This is a genomic window from Vibrio sp. QJM3NY_35, from assembly GCF_057785915.1.
On record NZ_CM173507.1, the window covers coordinates 3,323,626 to 3,338,747 of the forward strand.

General features: G+C 45.8%; 14 protein-coding genes and 1 riboswitch. Of the genes, 4 read left to right on the forward strand and 10 right to left on the reverse strand.

The window, feature by feature from the left end; all coding sequences use genetic code 11:
• On the forward strand, positions 1–459 hold the full coding sequence (locus tag AC3CH3_RS15105) for a DoxX family protein (RefSeq protein WP_488537415.1): 459 nt from the start codon (positions 1–3) through the stop codon (positions 457–459).
• Between the two features lie 86 nt (positions 460–545).
• Here the strand turns inward: AC3CH3_RS15105 and tsrA are convergent, their stop codons facing one another.
• Positions 546–827 carry an H-NS-like global regulator TsrA gene (tsrA, locus tag AC3CH3_RS15110; RefSeq protein ID WP_004736654.1) on the reverse strand — a complete coding sequence of 94 codons (282 nt, stop codon included), beginning with the start codon at positions 825–827 and terminating at the stop codon, positions 546–548.
• Between the two features lie 102 nt (positions 828–929).
• Positions 930–2,129, reverse strand: coding sequence for a multidrug effflux MFS transporter (locus tag AC3CH3_RS15115; RefSeq protein ID WP_029222012.1), 1,200 nt, complete (start codon positions 2,127–2,129; stop codon positions 930–932).
• 101 nt (positions 2,130–2,230) lie between these two features.
• On the opposite strand from AC3CH3_RS15115, the gene AC3CH3_RS15120 reads away from it, so the two are divergent.
• The 3 genes from AC3CH3_RS15120 (at position 2,231) to AC3CH3_RS15130 (ending at position 6,340) form a co-directional block, all read left to right on the forward strand.
• Entirely contained in the window at positions 2,231–3,172 is a 942-nt protein-coding gene (locus AC3CH3_RS15120) for a LysR family transcriptional regulator (protein WP_012605070.1), read from the forward strand.
• A gap of 122 nt (positions 3,173–3,294) precedes the next feature.
• The gene (locus AC3CH3_RS15125; RefSeq protein WP_488537416.1) at positions 3,295–5,085 is read left to right on the forward strand and encodes an aminopeptidase P family protein; all 1,791 of its coding nucleotides are present in this window, start codon (positions 3,295–3,297) and stop codon (positions 5,083–5,085) included.
• A 100-nt stretch (positions 5,086–5,185) separates the two neighbouring features.
• Positions 5,186–6,340, forward strand: a complete 1,155-nt coding sequence (locus AC3CH3_RS15130) for an IS110 family RNA-guided transposase (RefSeq protein ID WP_488537417.1) — start codon at positions 5,186–5,188, stop codon at positions 6,338–6,340.
• A gap of 456 nt (positions 6,341–6,796) precedes the next feature.
• Here AC3CH3_RS15130 and thiH read toward each other — a convergent pair whose 3' ends face one another.
• The 8 genes from thiH to AC3CH3_RS15170 form a co-directional block, all read right to left on the reverse strand.
• Positions 6,797–7,924, reverse strand: coding sequence for a 2-iminoacetate synthase ThiH (gene thiH / locus AC3CH3_RS15135; RefSeq protein ID WP_488537418.1), 1,128 nt, complete (start codon positions 7,922–7,924; stop codon positions 6,797–6,799).
• A 7-nt stretch (positions 7,925–7,931) separates the two neighbouring features.
• On the reverse strand, positions 7,932–8,696 hold the full coding sequence (locus AC3CH3_RS15140; protein ID WP_488537419.1) for a thiazole synthase: 765 nt from the start codon (positions 8,694–8,696) through the stop codon (positions 7,932–7,934).
• Positions 8,697–8,698: 2 nt separating this feature from the next.
• A complete protein-coding gene (gene thiS / locus AC3CH3_RS15145) occupies positions 8,699–8,908 on the reverse strand; it encodes a sulfur carrier protein ThiS (RefSeq protein WP_102553991.1) in 210 nt (69 codons plus the stop codon).
• Entirely contained in the window at positions 8,905–9,687 is a 783-nt protein-coding gene (locus AC3CH3_RS15150) for a HesA/MoeB/ThiF family protein (protein WP_488537420.1), read from the reverse strand. The genes thiS and AC3CH3_RS15150 overlap by 4 nt, the downstream gene beginning before the upstream one ends.
• Entirely contained in the window at positions 9,677–10,969 is a 1,293-nt protein-coding gene (locus AC3CH3_RS15155; protein ID WP_488537421.1) for a thiamine phosphate synthase, read from the reverse strand. The genes AC3CH3_RS15150 and AC3CH3_RS15155 overlap by 11 nt, the downstream gene beginning before the upstream one ends.
• The gene (thiC, locus tag AC3CH3_RS15160; RefSeq protein ID WP_488537422.1) at positions 10,969–12,918 is read right to left on the reverse strand and encodes a phosphomethylpyrimidine synthase ThiC; all 1,950 of its coding nucleotides are present in this window, start codon (positions 12,916–12,918) and stop codon (positions 10,969–10,971) included. The genes AC3CH3_RS15155 and thiC overlap by 1 nt, the downstream gene beginning before the upstream one ends.
• Before the next feature lie 129 nt (positions 12,919–13,047).
• Positions 13,048–13,146: riboswitch (TPP riboswitch) on the reverse strand.
• Between the two features lie 62 nt (positions 13,147–13,208).
• The gene (gene crcB / locus AC3CH3_RS15165; RefSeq protein ID WP_029405270.1) at positions 13,209–13,592 is read right to left on the reverse strand and encodes a fluoride efflux transporter CrcB; all 384 of its coding nucleotides are present in this window, start codon (positions 13,590–13,592) and stop codon (positions 13,209–13,211) included.
• Positions 13,593–13,692: 100 nt separating this feature from the next.
• A complete protein-coding gene (locus AC3CH3_RS15170) occupies positions 13,693–15,075 on the reverse strand; it encodes a multicopper oxidase family protein (protein WP_488537423.1) in 1,383 nt (460 codons plus the stop codon).
• Positions 15,076–15,122: the final 47 nt, after the last annotated feature.

Below are 15,122 nucleotides of genomic sequence, written 5' to 3' on the forward strand. Positions count from 1 at the left end.
ATGGATAACAACACAGTCACGAACATGATGGCTCAATACGACAGTTTGATTGTGAAATCACAGGCACTTTTTGTTCCCGTACTACTTCTGTTTTGTCGCCTATGGGTGGCATGGGTCTTCTTTAATTCAGGACTCACCAAGATAGCCACTTGGGATAGCACCCTTTACTTGTTTGAATTGGAATACCAAGTGCCTCTTTTGCCTTGGGAATTAGCCGCTTACATGGGTACCGCAGCTGAATTGATTCTGCCGGTATTCTTAGCGCTTGGCTTGTTAACCCGACCTATGGCTGCAGTGCTGTTCGTTTTCAATATCATGGCCGTCGTGTCATACCCAGTATTGTGGGCGCAAGGCTTCTACGACCATCAACTTTGGGGATTAATGATTCTTATCGTCGTTGTATGGGGCGCTGGACCATTTTCACTTGATCGAGTATTGAAAGCGCAGTTTAGAAGCTAAGCCTCTTTTCCATGGCCTCTAAGTTTACATAGGTCCAAAACGCAAAAAACCACTCAATTGAGTGGTTTCTTTTTATCTAGAATAAACTACTTGTTTAAAAAAGCTTGTAGCTCTTCAGCAGAGATACCTTGCTCGGCTAGCTCTTTTGCTAGTAGCTGAACTTGTTCACCTTTACGAGATTCAACCACGCGTTGAAATTGGTAAATGATATCTCGCAAAGTGTCGATTGGAACTTGTTTTGCCGCACTGCGAATACGCTCTTCACTTTGGTTTCCTAGCTCTTTAAGCAATTTACCAAACATGACCTTTTCAGGTGCATCTTCCATTTGTTCTAAGATGCGCGCCATTTCGTAGGTTGTTAATGACATTACAGTATTTTCCGTTGGGGACTAACGTTTCAATGAGTGACAAATATAGCATGTTTTAAGGTTTCGAAAACCGCCATTTGTATATTTTGTCACCCTTGAGATTTACGCCTTGGCAAACGTCGTGTGCCACGACTTACCTGCTTTACTCGCAAGCACTAACAATGCTGGCACAATCAGGAACATTTGCAGAGCTATCATCACTTGAGACGTTAAATCAAGACGTTGCATGGTACCAACCAGTAACCCTGAACCACTCATTTGGAACAAGCCAAGTAGTGCAGCAGCGGTACCCGCACGGTCACCGAAAGGTTCTAGAGCTTTACCTGCCGCAGCACCAAGAATCCAAGCGAAACCAACTGAAGATAAGAAGATCGGTAACATAAACGCAATCGCGCTTGCATGCTCAGCAAGCACCAGCATAACCACGCCCGCTAAGCCAAGCGTTGAAATACCAACAACCAATGCTTTGTAAGTACCAAAACGGTCCATGAACTTCGGTGCAGTGAATGCAGCCGTGATGTTGATAACCGCGTTAATACCAAACCAGAAGGTAAACTCGTTCATCGTCAAACCTAAGTTTTCCATCAACACAACTGGTGCAGAGGTAACGTAAGCAAGGATTACTGCCATCGCCATCAAACACAATGTCGCATGGAAGATGAATGATGGTGTTTTCAGTACCGACCAGTAACGCTCAAGTTTGAACACCGCGACCTTTTCTGTCGCTGGATTAGACTCTTTCATTTGGAAAAACAGAATGGTGCCAACCACAACAGCGAACACAGCCATAAAGCTAAAGTTCGAGCGCCAGCCAAACTGTTGAGTCAACCAAGCACCAAGAATCGGTGCCAGTGCAGGAATAAAGCAAATGGCACCATTGAGGTAACTGATCATGCGGCCACTTTTTTCAGGGCCAAATAGATCGCGAACCGTCGCAAAGGCTGCTACAGAAGTCGCACAAGCTCCTAAGCCTTGTAGCAGCCGAGCTATTAGCATCATATCAATCGATTGAGCTGCCCACGCCAAGCAAGCACTCAATGCATAGATACTAACACCTCCCAATGCAACGGTTCGACGTCCTAACTTATCAGCCAAAGGGCCTGCAAATAATTGCCCGACACCCATGGCGAATAAAAACCAAGTAATCGTATCTTGTGCTAATGCGTGTTCCACGTGAAACGCTGTTGAGATTTGTGGCAGAGCTGGAAGATAAATATCTATAGCCAAAGGGCTAAATAGAACCAGCATTGCCAATAAAGCAACCTGCAGTTTACTAGGGGTTGGAAGCGCGTTAGAAGGCACAAGATTCTCCGAATGAGTTAATTTAGGTGCATAATAACCAACTAAAGATATGAACAAAAATGGCATATACTCATTAGCATTATTCCAAATAGGAAACTCACATGAATATCGAGAAACTATCACGCCTCGACCTCAATCTATTGGTTTGCTTGCAGGTGCTGATGGAAGAGCTGAGTGTCACTCGCACCGCACACCGATTATGCTTGAGCCAATCGGCTGTGAGTAAGTCGCTAGCCAAGCTTCGTGAGCAATTTAATGACCCCCTTTTCACGCGAAGTGCTCATGGCCTACGACCAACACCCAAGGCTGTATTTCTCAAGCCTCGATTAGAAACATTGATCAATCAACTTGATGTGCTTACTCAACCGGAAACTTTCATTCCCAACAACAGTGACCACAGCTTTCACATTGCTGCCGTTGAGAGTGTTTACCCGTTGATTCTTCCCCACTTCTTACCGGCGATATTTCGACAAGCACCTAAGGTTAATATCAACACCCATGCGTGGACCGAACAAACCTTTAAGAAACTGCAGCTTGGTGAACTAGATATCGGACTCACAGGCAAAGACATCGACATCAACGATGCGCGTTTAACCATGCTACCGCCAGACGACATTTGCGAACAAGAGATCTACCGCGACGCACAGATGTGTGTGCTAAGACGCAACCACCCTGCTCTGAGTGGTAAATGGGATCTGGAAACCTACCTTGCGCAGCGTCATGTACAGGTAAGGTGTGATGGTAACGACCGCTGGTTGCTCGACTATAAGCTTGCCGATCTTGGCCATCAACGCGATATCGCTATTTCTGTTCCTGACTTCAATAGCGCCGCAAGCCTGTGTACTTACACCGATTTTGTGTTTACCGCACCAAGCCACTTTACTTACCTGGTCGCTAAGCAACTCGACTTAGTGGTTGTTCCTTTACCAATGGAATTCCCACCGATGGCATACACTCTGTTTTGGCACCGTGACAGAGAAAATGACCCGGCCTTAACTTGGTTGCGAGATATCATCAAAGAAAAAACTCTGCACCTTAGATAAAAATGGCGTACAGCGTTTGCAGCAAACGAACAAAAGCGCTAGCTTATTGACCTAATAAGTCCCCTCACCTGTCTATCTATGGTGAGTGTTAACAAGGACCCTAACAATAAGGATAAACACAGATGCACAATATCACTGCTGAACGCGTTGCTGCGGTTCGAGCTTGGCTTGAAACAAATAACCTAGATGCCGTTATCATTCCACATGAAGATGAGTACCTAGGTGAATACGTTCCAGCTCATAACGAGCGACTTCACTGGTTAACAGGTTTCACTGGCTCTGCAGGTGCCGCAGTTATCACTCGTGAAACTGCTGCTATTTTTGTTGATGGTCGCTACACCGTTCAGGTTCGCAAGCAAGTACCAGCAGAGTTATTTGAGTATCGCCACCTTATTGAAGAACCGGCTTTAGATTGGATCATCAATTCATTGCCACAAGGCAGTAAGGTTGCATTCGACCCTCGCATGCACACCGCTGCTTGGTTGAAAGGCGCACAAGCAAAACTAGCAGAGAAAGTTGAGCTAACGACACTCTCTTCTAATCCAATTGATGAGCTTTGGTCTGATCGCCCTGAGCCTGTTGTGTCTGATGTTCGCCTAATGGCAACAGACGCCGTTGGTCAATCAAGCGAGAGCAAACGCGCTGAGATTGCTGGCTTACTAGAAGCCAAAGGTGCGGACGCCGCTATCCTTACCGAGCTAGACTCAATCTGTTGGTTGCTTAACATTCGTGGCTTGGACGTATCTCGCCTACCGGTTGTGTTGTCTAATGCCATCATTCACGCCGATAAAAGTGTCGATTTCTTCTTAGACCCGGCTCTTATCCCTGCTGGCTTTGAAGCGCACGTTGGTAATGGTATTCGAGTTTCTCACCCATCAGAACTTGAAGCTCGTCTTCAGTCTCTAGAGGGTAACAATGTGTCTGTCGATTCAGGCACTAGCAATGCTTGGTACACGCTTGTTCTACAAAACGCTGGCGCTCACATCATTGAAGCAGCAGACCCATGCCTAATGCCAAAAGCCGCTAAAAACGAAACTGAAATTACAGGTATGAAAGCGTGTCACATTCGTGATGGCGTGGCGATGGCGAAATTCCTGTCTTGGATTGATGCAGAAGTAGCACAAGGTAACCTGCACAACGAAGCGGTATTGGCTGACAAAGTCCAGTCGTTCCGTGAGCAAGACCCAACGCTGATGGACCTAAGTTTCGACACTATTTCAGCTGCAGGCGGAAACGCAGCTATGTGTCACTACAACCATGAGAACCAACCTGAACCAGGTCAGTTAGAGATGAATACTCTGTATCTAGTCGATTCAGGCGGTCAGTACTTAGATGGCACAACGGACATTACTCGTACTATCGCGATTGGCCAACCAAGTGACGAAATGATTCAGCAATTCACTCTCGCACTGAAAGGTCATATCGGCATCGCACGAGCTCGTTTCCCACAAGGCACTCGTGGTTTCCAACTTGATATCCTAGCGCGTCAGCACTTATGGGCAGAAGGCTTCGATTACGACCATGGTACTGGCCACGGTGTTGGTCACTTCCTCAGTGTTCATGAAGGACCACAAAGTATCTCTAAGAAGCTGATCGACGTGCCTCTTGTTGAAGGCATGGTGTTATCAAACGAACCGGGTTACTACCGTGCAGAAGAGTTCGGTATCCGTATCGAAAACCTAGAACTGGTTGTTGAACTTCCAACTCAAGGTGACTTCTCAGTACTAACGTTTGAGTCGCTAACACGTTGCCCTATCGATAAGCGCAACATCAATGTTGATTTGCTAACCCGACCTGAACTGGCATGGCTGAACGACTACCATCAGAAAGTTTGGAACGACGTTAGCCCATTAGTTGAAGGTGATACATTGGAATGGTTACGCCAATCAACCACTCCATTGGCTCACGCTTAGACATAATGACCCCCACGAGGTGCTAGCCTCCAATTTCGTGGGTTAGCGTAAAGCCAGAGCCATAATTAGTGTGTTCAAACAACTAAATTTGGAGGCTAGCATGAATAACGATAGCATAATTTTCATTGGCTTAGATACGCATAAGTCATTTATCCAAGTCGCCGTCTTGCAAGAGCAACGCGGGGCTACACCTGAACATTTGGGACGGATAAAGTCTAACAAGTCCGCCCTCATTAAACTCACACAACAACTGCAATCTAAATATCCAAAAGCCACCCTCCATTTTGTCTACGAGGCTGGGCCATGTGGATACTGGACATACCGATTGCTCACCAGCCTTGGCCACTGCTGCTGTGTCATCGCTCCTTCCCTTATTCCAAAGAAATCAGGGGATAGAGTCAAAACAGATAAGAGGGATGCTGCAAAACTTGCCAAGCTTTTTAAGGCTGAAGAGCTTACGCCTATTTATGTGCCTGAATCTGAAGACGAGGCGATAAGAGATTTATCAAGGGCTCGAGAAACCGCGATGAAAGATCTTAAAGATGCAAAATTCCAACTCAAAGGCTTTCTTCTACGTAATAATGTACAAGCGACGGTGAATGATAACTGGTCTAAAAAGCATCTACGGTGGCTAACCGACCTCATTCTTCCCCATCACAGCCAACAGATTGTATTGCAAGAAATGATCATCATCATCAGTGAGCGGATGCAAAGATTACAACGGTTAGATAACGAGTTATTACACCAAGTCAAAAACTGGCGTTACTACCCTGTTGTCAAAGCCATTCAAGCTATGCGGGGGGTGCGACTCCTTGTTGCTCTCGGCACCATTGCCGAGCTCGGCGACCTACGTCGCTTCGACCATCCCAGAAAACTTATGGCTTATGTTGGCCTCGTACCGACTGAAAGCTCCAGTGGCGGTAAAACGAAGCGAGGGAGCCTCACCAAATGCGGAAACAGTCGAGCACGACGGTTGCTTATTGAGGGCGCACATACTTATAAGCACAAAGCTAATATCTCCGTCGAACTGCAACTGCGACAAGAAGGACTGCCCAAAGAAATTGTCGATATTGCTTGGCATGCTCAGCAACGATTATGTCGCCGCTATCAACGATTACTACAAAAAGGCAAACATCGAAACGTTGTCGTCGCCGCTATCGCAAGAGAAATGATCGCGTATATCTGGGCTATCGCAAGAGAGGTGGTCGTTAGCGCAGTCGAACCAAAAACACGGATTGCAAGGCTGCCTGTATGAGAAAAGAATTAGTGTTAACGCATTGGATAGAGCATCGGGTGTGGCACAAACACCGACGGCGTTAGGATGGCAATAAAGCTCGCGCTTTATTGAACCACGAGCATAGACTGAAGACAGGTGCCACGACGAAATAAGTAAGGTAGGCGCTGCTCATCTCGCGATGAGTAATCCACGTATATCAGCATGAGAACCGACGAAATTACTTGCTTCATCTATGCGTTAACACTATCTCAAAATAAACAAAAGGCTCTGAAATGTGGGAGCAGAAACTTCTACGTTTTAATTGACAGTGGGGGTCATATCAACGCTTCACTAAGCTGTTAACTGAACCAAAACGAACTTGCTCGGTTAATAAGTTAAATAGCAAATAGCAAAACGGCTACCCAAAGGTAGCCGTTTTTATTTGCCTGTATCATTACATCGATGTTTCACGTGGAACATCAACCTATATGCTCATTATCCAGAGTAAGCGCTGTGCCAGTCTCGCCACACTGGGTCGAAACCTCGCTGACGAATCATTGACTCAACATCGGCAGCACTTCTCTCGTCGCTTATCTCAAATTGCTCAAGCTCTTCTTCACCAGAAGCATAACCACCGGGTTGGGTTTTAGAAGCCGCCGACATACTCGTGATTCCCAATGGCAGCACATTGTCGCGGAAGGTTGCCGATTCGCGAGTAGAAAGGGATAGCTCGACCTCAGGATTCAAGAGTCGATATGCGCAGATAAGCTGAACCAACTGTTTATCGTTCATGACCGACTTAGGCTGTAAGCCTCCACTAGAGTCTCCACCCTCACACGGACGAAGACGCGGGAATGAAATTGAATAGCGAGTCTGCCAATAAGTGCGCTCTAGGTAATCTAAGTGAGCAGCAACAAAAAAGCAGTCGGTTCGCCAATCTTCCAAACCAATCAAGGCACCTATACCTATTTTATCGATCCCCGCTTTTGCCAAGCGATCGGGAGTTTCAAGACGATATTCAAAATCCATTTTATTGCCACGTAGATGATGCTCAGCGTAGGTCCTTGGTTGATAGGTCTCTTGGTAAACCATCACCGCATCTAAACCGAGAGTTTTAAGTTCGGCGTAATCTTGTTGATCAAGTGGCTGCACTTCCATCGCAAGGTAGTTGAATTGCTTTTTGATATTCGGCAACACCTGTCGAAAGTAATTCATCCCGACCTTAGTTTCATGTTCACCGGTGACCAACAAAACGCTATCGAACTTCATCTTTTTGATAGCCGCACTTTCGGCATCAATTTCATCCAAAGTAAGCGTGCGACGTTTGATACGGTTCTCCATTGAGAAGCCACAATACGTGCACGCATTAGCGCATAGGTTAGATAGGTACAAAGGAATATAAAGCGATATCGTATTGCCAAATCGCTTGCGAGTTAGTGCCAACGATTGTTGTGCCATCTGCTCTAAGTAAGGTTCTGCCGCCGGAGAGATCAGAGCCTTGAAGTCTTCTAAGTCGCGTTTGGGTTTACTCAGAGCACGTTCAACATCCGCTGCCGTTTTACTGAAGATAGACATACCAATGTCATCCCAGTTGAGCTGTTTAAATCGATCAACAAACGTCATAGCAATACTACTCGTCTAGGAATGAAGTTAACGGGCTCGAAGCAACCGCGTGAGATACTTTTCCTGCAAGTCCGGCAAGGTAAGCCATACGTCCTGCTTCTACCGCTAACTTAAAGGCAATCGCCATATCAACAGGCTGTTGAGACGCAGCTATAGCCGTATTCACTAACACAGCGTCTGCGCCCATTTCCATTGCACGAGCAGCATGTGATGGCGCGCCAATCCCTGCATCCACAATCACAGGGACATTCGCTTGGTCGATGATGATCTCTAAGAAGTCTGCCGAAGCGATACCTTTGTTTGAACCAATTGGGGCACCTAGCGGCATAACCGCAGCACAACCCACCTCTTCCAAGCGTTTACACAATACTGGATCGGCATGGCAGTAAGGCAACACAACAAAGCCATCTTTAACCAGTTGCTCAGCAGCTTTAAGCGTCTCTATTGGGTCTGGCATCAAGTACTTTGGATCTGGATGAATTTCCAGTTTAAGCCAGTTTGTACCTAGCGCTTCACGAGCCAAATACGCAGCAAAGACAGCATCTTTTGTATTCTTAGCGCCTGACGTATTCGGTAGTAAGTTCACGCCAGCATCAATGATGGGTTGTAAAATGTCGTCTTGCTCAGAGCGAATATCAACTCTCTTCAACGCCATGGTTGCCAGTTGCGAGCCTGAAGCTTCAATAGCACTCGCCATCAAGTGCTTATTCGCGAACTTACCCGTTCCTGTGAAGAGTCGCGATTGAAACGTTTTATCAGCGATAGTTAACATGGTTAGCCTCCTGCTATAGCTTGGAAAAGAGAAATAGCGTCGCCTTCATTGACGACAGTTTTTTGCCACTGACTTCGTGGGACAACCGCATTATTGATTGCAAACACACAACCCAGATCAGGTAGTGACAGAGCCTGGATAATGTCCGCGAGAGACGATAAGTGCGCGACCTGTTCTGGTTGCTCGTTTATAGAGATCGTTATATGACTCATTGGATTTCTTCTTCTAAATGCTTAACTGCAGACGCACTGCACACGGGACATTCACTATCTTGAGTCACCATAAGGTTTTGCCAATTCATCGTCTGGCCATCGAATAGTTTGAGTTGATGTGTTGCGACCTGAAACTCACCACGAGTTAGACGTTGAATAGCAGCCAAAGCTTGAAGGTTACCTATGGTGCCAACAACTGGGCCGATGATGCCGCTATCGCTACAACGAGTCGTTTGTGGGTGATGTCTGAACGGGAACAAGCAGTGATAGCACCCTTTCTGATTCTGATAATCAAATACAATAAACTGGCCTTTCCAGCCAATTGCAGAACCAGAAATCAAAGGGGTCTTCGTGCTGAAACATGCTTGGTTAACCTGCTGGCGTGACTCGAAGTTGTCAGTACAATCCAACACTAAGTCAGCTAACATCACTTCAAGCTCAAGCTGACTTTCACTCATTCGTTGATTGATGGTTCTTACTTGGCTGCGACCATTGAGCTCACTCAATTGTTGCTTCAACGCTTCAACCTTAGGCGAACCTAACTGATCTTCCCTGAACGCGACCTGTCGTTGCAGGTTCGATGAATCGACACAATCATCATCGACCAACACGATCTTTCCAACACCAGAAGCAGCCAGGTAAAGAGCCGAAGCATTACCTAAGCCACCACAACCGATGATCAACACATGACTATTTAGTAGGTTGCGTTGCCCTTGCTCACCCACCTCAGGTAACGCAATTTGTCGTTGATAACGAATGAATTCAAAGTCACTCAGCATAGCTAGGCTCCTGTATAACCTCTTCCTTAAGAGTTGGAGATTTAAGTGCCATCAGTTTTTCGAAAAATTCGATCACTTTCTGTGGGTCTTCCGCCAATGTAATCGCACGTACCACCGCCAAGCTCGATACCCCACACTCCCACACCTGTTCGGCTGTCGATTGGTCAATACCACCAATAGCAACCGTCGGATAGCCGATGGATTGTTCTGTGTATGGAATAGTATCAATCAGCTGTTGATACAGAGATAAACGAACTAAACCCTGAGGTTTCGATGGCATCTGTTTAGTTGTTGTTGGGAAGATATGACCTAGCGCAATATAGCTTGGGTTGATTTGAACAATGCGTAGCAACTCGTAATAGCCATGAGTCGAGAGACCGATCTTAATACCTGCTTGGCTCAACTGTGAGAGGTTTGATTCTTCAATATCCTCTTGCCCCAAATGAACACCAAACGCGTCATGCTTGAGTGCAAGCTGCCAATAATCATTGATAAAAACCTGAGCGTTATGCTCTCGACCAAGCTCGATTGATCGCGCAACTTGTTGTTCTAAGTCCGCTTGCTGCGGGTTTTTAATACGTAGCTGAACAGTGTTGATGCCAAGCTTGAGCAACCTTTCGATCCACTCAGCATCATCAACCACTGGGTATAGCCCTAGGCTACTCTTACTCAATTCAGGGAACGAAAGTGATGTTCCCTGGTGAGCCCAACCAACACTAATATCCAGTCGCTCATCTTCCAGAACTGGGATCGGAAAGTTTTGATAGCTTGCTGGCCATGTTCCACGTGAAACATTAAATGCTGCGCGAGCTAAAACCAGTGCGTCTTCTAATGGAAATTCCAGCGCCAACAAAGTAAGTAACCAAGCAAAATGGCCACGATTATCTAACTCCTGATGAGCTGTAGTTTCACTCTTGATAGCACGGTTAGTATCTAGATGTGACCAGATATCCAGTACAACTGAATCATCTAAGACACCGATATAAATGGTATTCGGAGTTTGTGTAAAGGCATCACAAACGTCAGTTAGCGCGACAGAATGACTGTAATCAACAACATGGTTCAATTCCGCTAGCTGACACTTCGCCAATGAATCAACATCATGAGCAAAGCCAATAGATAACGCCTGCTGAGCATCAACGATAGAGAAGTATTGAGTTGGGCTTACGCCCAACTCAACTGCATCGGTTGCCAAGCCTTGTCGCTTAGCAACCAATAGACAGTTCTGCACCTCTCCCGTTAACTCAATATTTTGAGATGGGATGAGTATCTTCACTATCATTATTCCTCTAGTTGAGCTTCTTTTGCACCTACTGCAGGGTGGTAAAGTTCAGAGCCAGTATCACGAAACTCTTGTGATTTCTGACGCATCCCTTCCAACGGGTTATCCAACATCTTAATCTCGATAGCCTGATCAGCCGCCACTTGTTCGGTGTCTTTCGCATACTCTCGGACTTCCTGAGAGATCTTCATCGAGCAAAACTTAGGACCACACATTGAGCAGAAGTGAGCAACCTTACCCGACTCCTGCGGTAAAGTTTCATCATGGAAAGAACGCGCGGTTTCCGGATCTAAAGCTAGATTGAATTGGTCTTCCCAACGGAATTCAAAACGTGCTTTAGATAATGCATTGTCGCGGATTTGTGCACCCGGGTGCCCTTTCGCGAGGTCAGCAGCGTGTGCAGCAAGCTTGTAAGTAATCAGGCCAGTCTTGACATCTTCTTTGTTTGGTAAGCCTAGGTGCTCTTTAGGGGTGACATAACAGAGCATCGCACAGCCGTACCAACCAATCATGGCAGCACCAATACCTGAAGTAATATGATCGTAACCAGGGGCAATATCTGTCGTCAGTGGACCTAAAGTATAGAAAGGCGCTTCATGGCAGTGTTCTAACTGCTCGTCCATGTTCTCTTTGATTAAGTGCATTGGCACATGTCCAGGGCCTTCAATGATCACCTGAACGTCGTATTCCCAAGCCACTTTAGTCAACTCACCTAGAGTCCGTAACTCCGAGAATTGAGCCTCATCATTAGCATCTGCAATAGAACCCGGACGTAAACCGTCACCTAATGATAAAGCAACATCGTACTTCGCACAGATCTCACAGATCTCACGGAAGTGGGTATAAAGGAAACTTTCTTGGTGATGAGCAAGACACCATTTCGCGATGATGGAGCCGCCACGAGAGACAATACCAGTCACACGTTTAGCGGTCATAGGAACGTAGCGAAGCAATAAGCCTGCGTGGATAGTAAAGTAATCAACACCCTGCTCTGCTTGTTCAATCAAGGTATCGCGCATCACTTCCCAGTTAAGGTCTTCGGCTACGCCATTCACTTTTTCAAGCGCTTGATACATAGGAACCGTACCAATTGGTACTGGGCTATTACGTAGGATCCATTCGCGAGTTTCGTGGATATTACGGCCAGTTGAGAGATCCATTACGGTATCGCCACCCCAACGAGTCGACCAGACTAGCTTCTCAACTTCTTCTTCAATCGAAGAGCTTACTGAAGAGTTACCAATATTAGCGTTCACCTTCACTAAGAAGTTTCGACCAATAATCATCGGTTCTGATTCTGGGTGGTTGATGTTTGAAGGGATAATAGCTCGACCTTCTGCAACCTCTTTACGCACGAACTCAGGAGTAATTTCTTTCGGCAGGTTTGCGCCAAAGTTATGGCCAGGGTGTTGATGGTTAAGCTGCTCATCAGCGAACTTCTGACGTCCCATGTTCTCACGTATGGCAATGTACTCCATCTCAGGCGTGATAATGCCCTGACGAGCATAATGCAATTGGGTAACACATTGGTTGTCTGTAGCACGGCGAATTCTAGGTAGGTTGCCGTAGCGAAGGTCGTCTAGGGTTTCATCTTCTAAACGTTCTTTGGTGTAAACAGAGCTTACATCGTCTAACAGTTCCGTATCATCACGCTCTTCAATCCATTGCTCTCGCAACTTAGGAAGACCGCTATACAGGTCTATTTCGTGTGTAAGGTCTGTATAAACACCGGAGGTATCGTAAACTTGAATAGGTACATTAGGTTCGAATACAGGCTCTTTTTTGCTGCCACCCACAAGGCTATCAGCGAGTGATATTTCTCGGACAGGGACTTGAATGTCCGCTCGAGATCCTTGGATGTAAGCTTTTTTTGAATTTGGATAAGGTTGTACGGATAAAGAATCAATGAAATTCTTCGCTTCCAGTCTTGCTTGTTTACGACTCGACATAGCATTTTTCCTTGGCTTTTAGCCATTATTTATAGGGATAAAAATGCTTGACGGATTAGATGCTACAAGAGGGATCACGGTAAGAAATACAGTTGTGATCTGGAGATAGATCTCTAGAAGGATTCTAGTTAGATATCTACTCTTGTTCCCTTCGCAGGTATTAGCCTGATCAGGTTCAACGGATCCCGAGTTAACGGTCTCAGCCATATGGCACTCCGACAAGTTCGATCGAGTATATAAAAACGGCTTGGATAAACCAAGCCGAGTTGTTAACAAATCGTAAGAAAGTTTTAAGACTTTATCAAAAGTTGGAAGCCGATCCATGCTGCAGAGATACTGAGAACCACGTTGAGCAGCACATTGAGTCCCATCTTAAAGAAAGCGCCCTGCTGCATAAGAAGCACGTTATCCATCGAAAATGTAGAGAACGTAGTCAGTGCCCCAAGGAAACCAAGACCGATGATCTGTCTCCATGGTTCTGTCGCAACCATCTCATTTTCAAATGCGGCGATGAGCAAACCCATAATGAAGGAGCCGATCACGTTAACAGTCAGCGTACCGTAAGGAAAACCACGCCCTAACATCACTACACATAACTCTGAAATCAAATAGCGCGAACAAGCACCAAATGCACCACCAATGGCAATAAAACCTAAAATAGATAGCTGACCCATGAATCCTCCCGAATAACAGTCCCTATATTCTAGCTTTACCGCCGATAAAAGCGAGGGTAGAAACTAAGAATGCATGCGCAAATATTAAACGTTACATGTGTCACTTAACTTCGATATACCCCATCAATCCGGTTTTCATGTGTTCAATTACATGACAGTGGTACATCCAACGTCCTGGGTTGTCTGCAACAAACGCAGCTTTCGCTCGGCCGTTTTTCCCTAGTAATACAGTATCGGTATGGAAAGGCTCTTCTATTTTTTTGCCATCAAGTTCCAATACAGTGAATGTATGACCATGGATATGAATTGGGTGGTGATATTGAGTGACGTTCTTAAGATCGAATATATAAGTTTTACCTAACTCCAAAGTCGCTAACGGAGCTGGAATATTGTCTTTGCTCATTCCCTCCCACGCGCGTTTATTCGTAAGCCAAAACTTAGGCATCGACTTCCCATCTTTAGATACCGGTGAGACCGCTCCTTCCCACTCAAACACAAAATCGATTTCCTCTGCGTTGACGAGATCTAAGTTAGGTACTGGATTGAGAGGCAATGAAGGAAGTGTTTGGCCTTCTATTAGCGTGGAATCTACAGCCTCAAACTCACACAAGGAAAAAGGAAAACGTCCCTTCATTTGCAGAACATTCACTCGCTCCCCTTCCTTTGGAGCAATCAGCCCGAGATCGACACGCATACCTGGGCCAATTTTATGTTGAGCCAGTTTATAAGGCGTTTTTACAGGATTACCATCGATGGCTATAACCCATGCTTCAGCCCCTTCGACAGCAATAGGGTAAGTGATCGTATTATCGACATTAGCAATACGCAGTCTAGTCGCTGCATACTGCTTCAACTGATATACAGGTTCATGGACTCCATTAACACTACTCCACTCCCCAGGAGTGCCCATACGAGCACTGAGTCGTGGGATCATTAAATCTTTCCATTGACCCTGCTTATCGATGTGCCAATGCTTAAGCATCAATGCGTGTTCTTCATCGAACCGTACTGGATTGCTCTCTTCTACGATAATAAGACCAACTAAGCCCATACCAAGCTGCTTCACACTATTCATGTGTGGGTGATACCAAAACGTACCGGCATCTGGCGGCGTAAACTCATAAATGAATGTTTCACCTGGGATGATTGGTGGCTGACTTAAGAAGGGAACCCCATCCATTTCGATAGGAATTCTTAAACCATGCCAATGAATAGTCGTCGGCTCTGATAGCTTATTCGTAAAGCGGATCGTGACCTTTTCACCCTGTCGACATCGAATCGTTGGCGCTGGAATCTGACCATTAAAGCCTAGAATATTAGTCTCAAATCCCGTTACTAGTTCAGCGGTTGAAGGCTCTGCCGTTAGGTCGTAAACATACTTTCCTTGTTCATCAACCAACCGTTTAATTGAGCAAGCGGGCAGTACAGTGAGTGCTGATATAGCGAGAGATGATTGAATAAACTTACGACGGGAGATATCCATATTTGTTGCCTTTTAGTAATAACGACCAAAATGTAACAAAATATTGA

Coding starts and splice junctions, on each gene's coding strand:
- AC3CH3_RS15105 (WP_488537415.1), top strand. CDS start 1: ATGGATAACAACACAGTCACGAACATGATGGCTCAATACGACAGTTTG.
- tsrA (WP_004736654.1), bottom strand. CDS start 827: ATGTCATTAACAACCTACGAAATGGCGCGCATCTTAGAACAAATGGAA.
- AC3CH3_RS15120 (WP_012605070.1), top strand. CDS start 2,231: ATGAATATCGAGAAACTATCACGCCTCGACCTCAATCTATTGGTTTGC.
- AC3CH3_RS15125 (WP_488537416.1), top strand. CDS start 3,295: ATGCACAATATCACTGCTGAACGCGTTGCTGCGGTTCGAGCTTGGCTT.
- AC3CH3_RS15130 (WP_488537417.1), top strand. CDS start 5,186: ATGAATAACGATAGCATAATTTTCATTGGCTTAGATACGCATAAGTCA.
- thiH (WP_488537418.1), bottom strand. CDS start 7,924: ATGACGTTTGTTGATCGATTTAAACAGCTCAACTGGGATGACATTGGT.
- AC3CH3_RS15140 (WP_488537419.1), bottom strand. CDS start 8,696: ATGTTAACTATCGCTGATAAAACGTTTCAATCGCGACTCTTCACAGGA.
- thiS (WP_102553991.1), bottom strand. CDS start 8,908: ATGAGTCATATAACGATCTCTATAAACGAGCAACCAGAACAGGTCGCG.
- AC3CH3_RS15150 (WP_488537420.1), bottom strand. CDS start 9,687: ATGCTGAGTGACTTTGAATTCATTCGTTATCAACGACAAATTGCGTTA.
- AC3CH3_RS15155 (WP_488537421.1), bottom strand. CDS start 10,969: ATGATAGTGAAGATACTCATCCCATCTCAAAATATTGAGTTAACGGGA.
- thiC (WP_488537422.1), bottom strand. CDS start 12,918: ATGTCGAGTCGTAAACAAGCAAGACTGGAAGCGAAGAATTTCATTGAT.
- crcB (WP_029405270.1), bottom strand. CDS start 13,592: ATGGGTCAGCTATCTATTTTAGGTTTTATTGCCATTGGTGGTGCATTT.
- AC3CH3_RS15170 (WP_488537423.1), bottom strand. CDS start 15,075: ATGGATATCTCCCGTCGTAAGTTTATTCAATCATCTCTCGCTATATCA.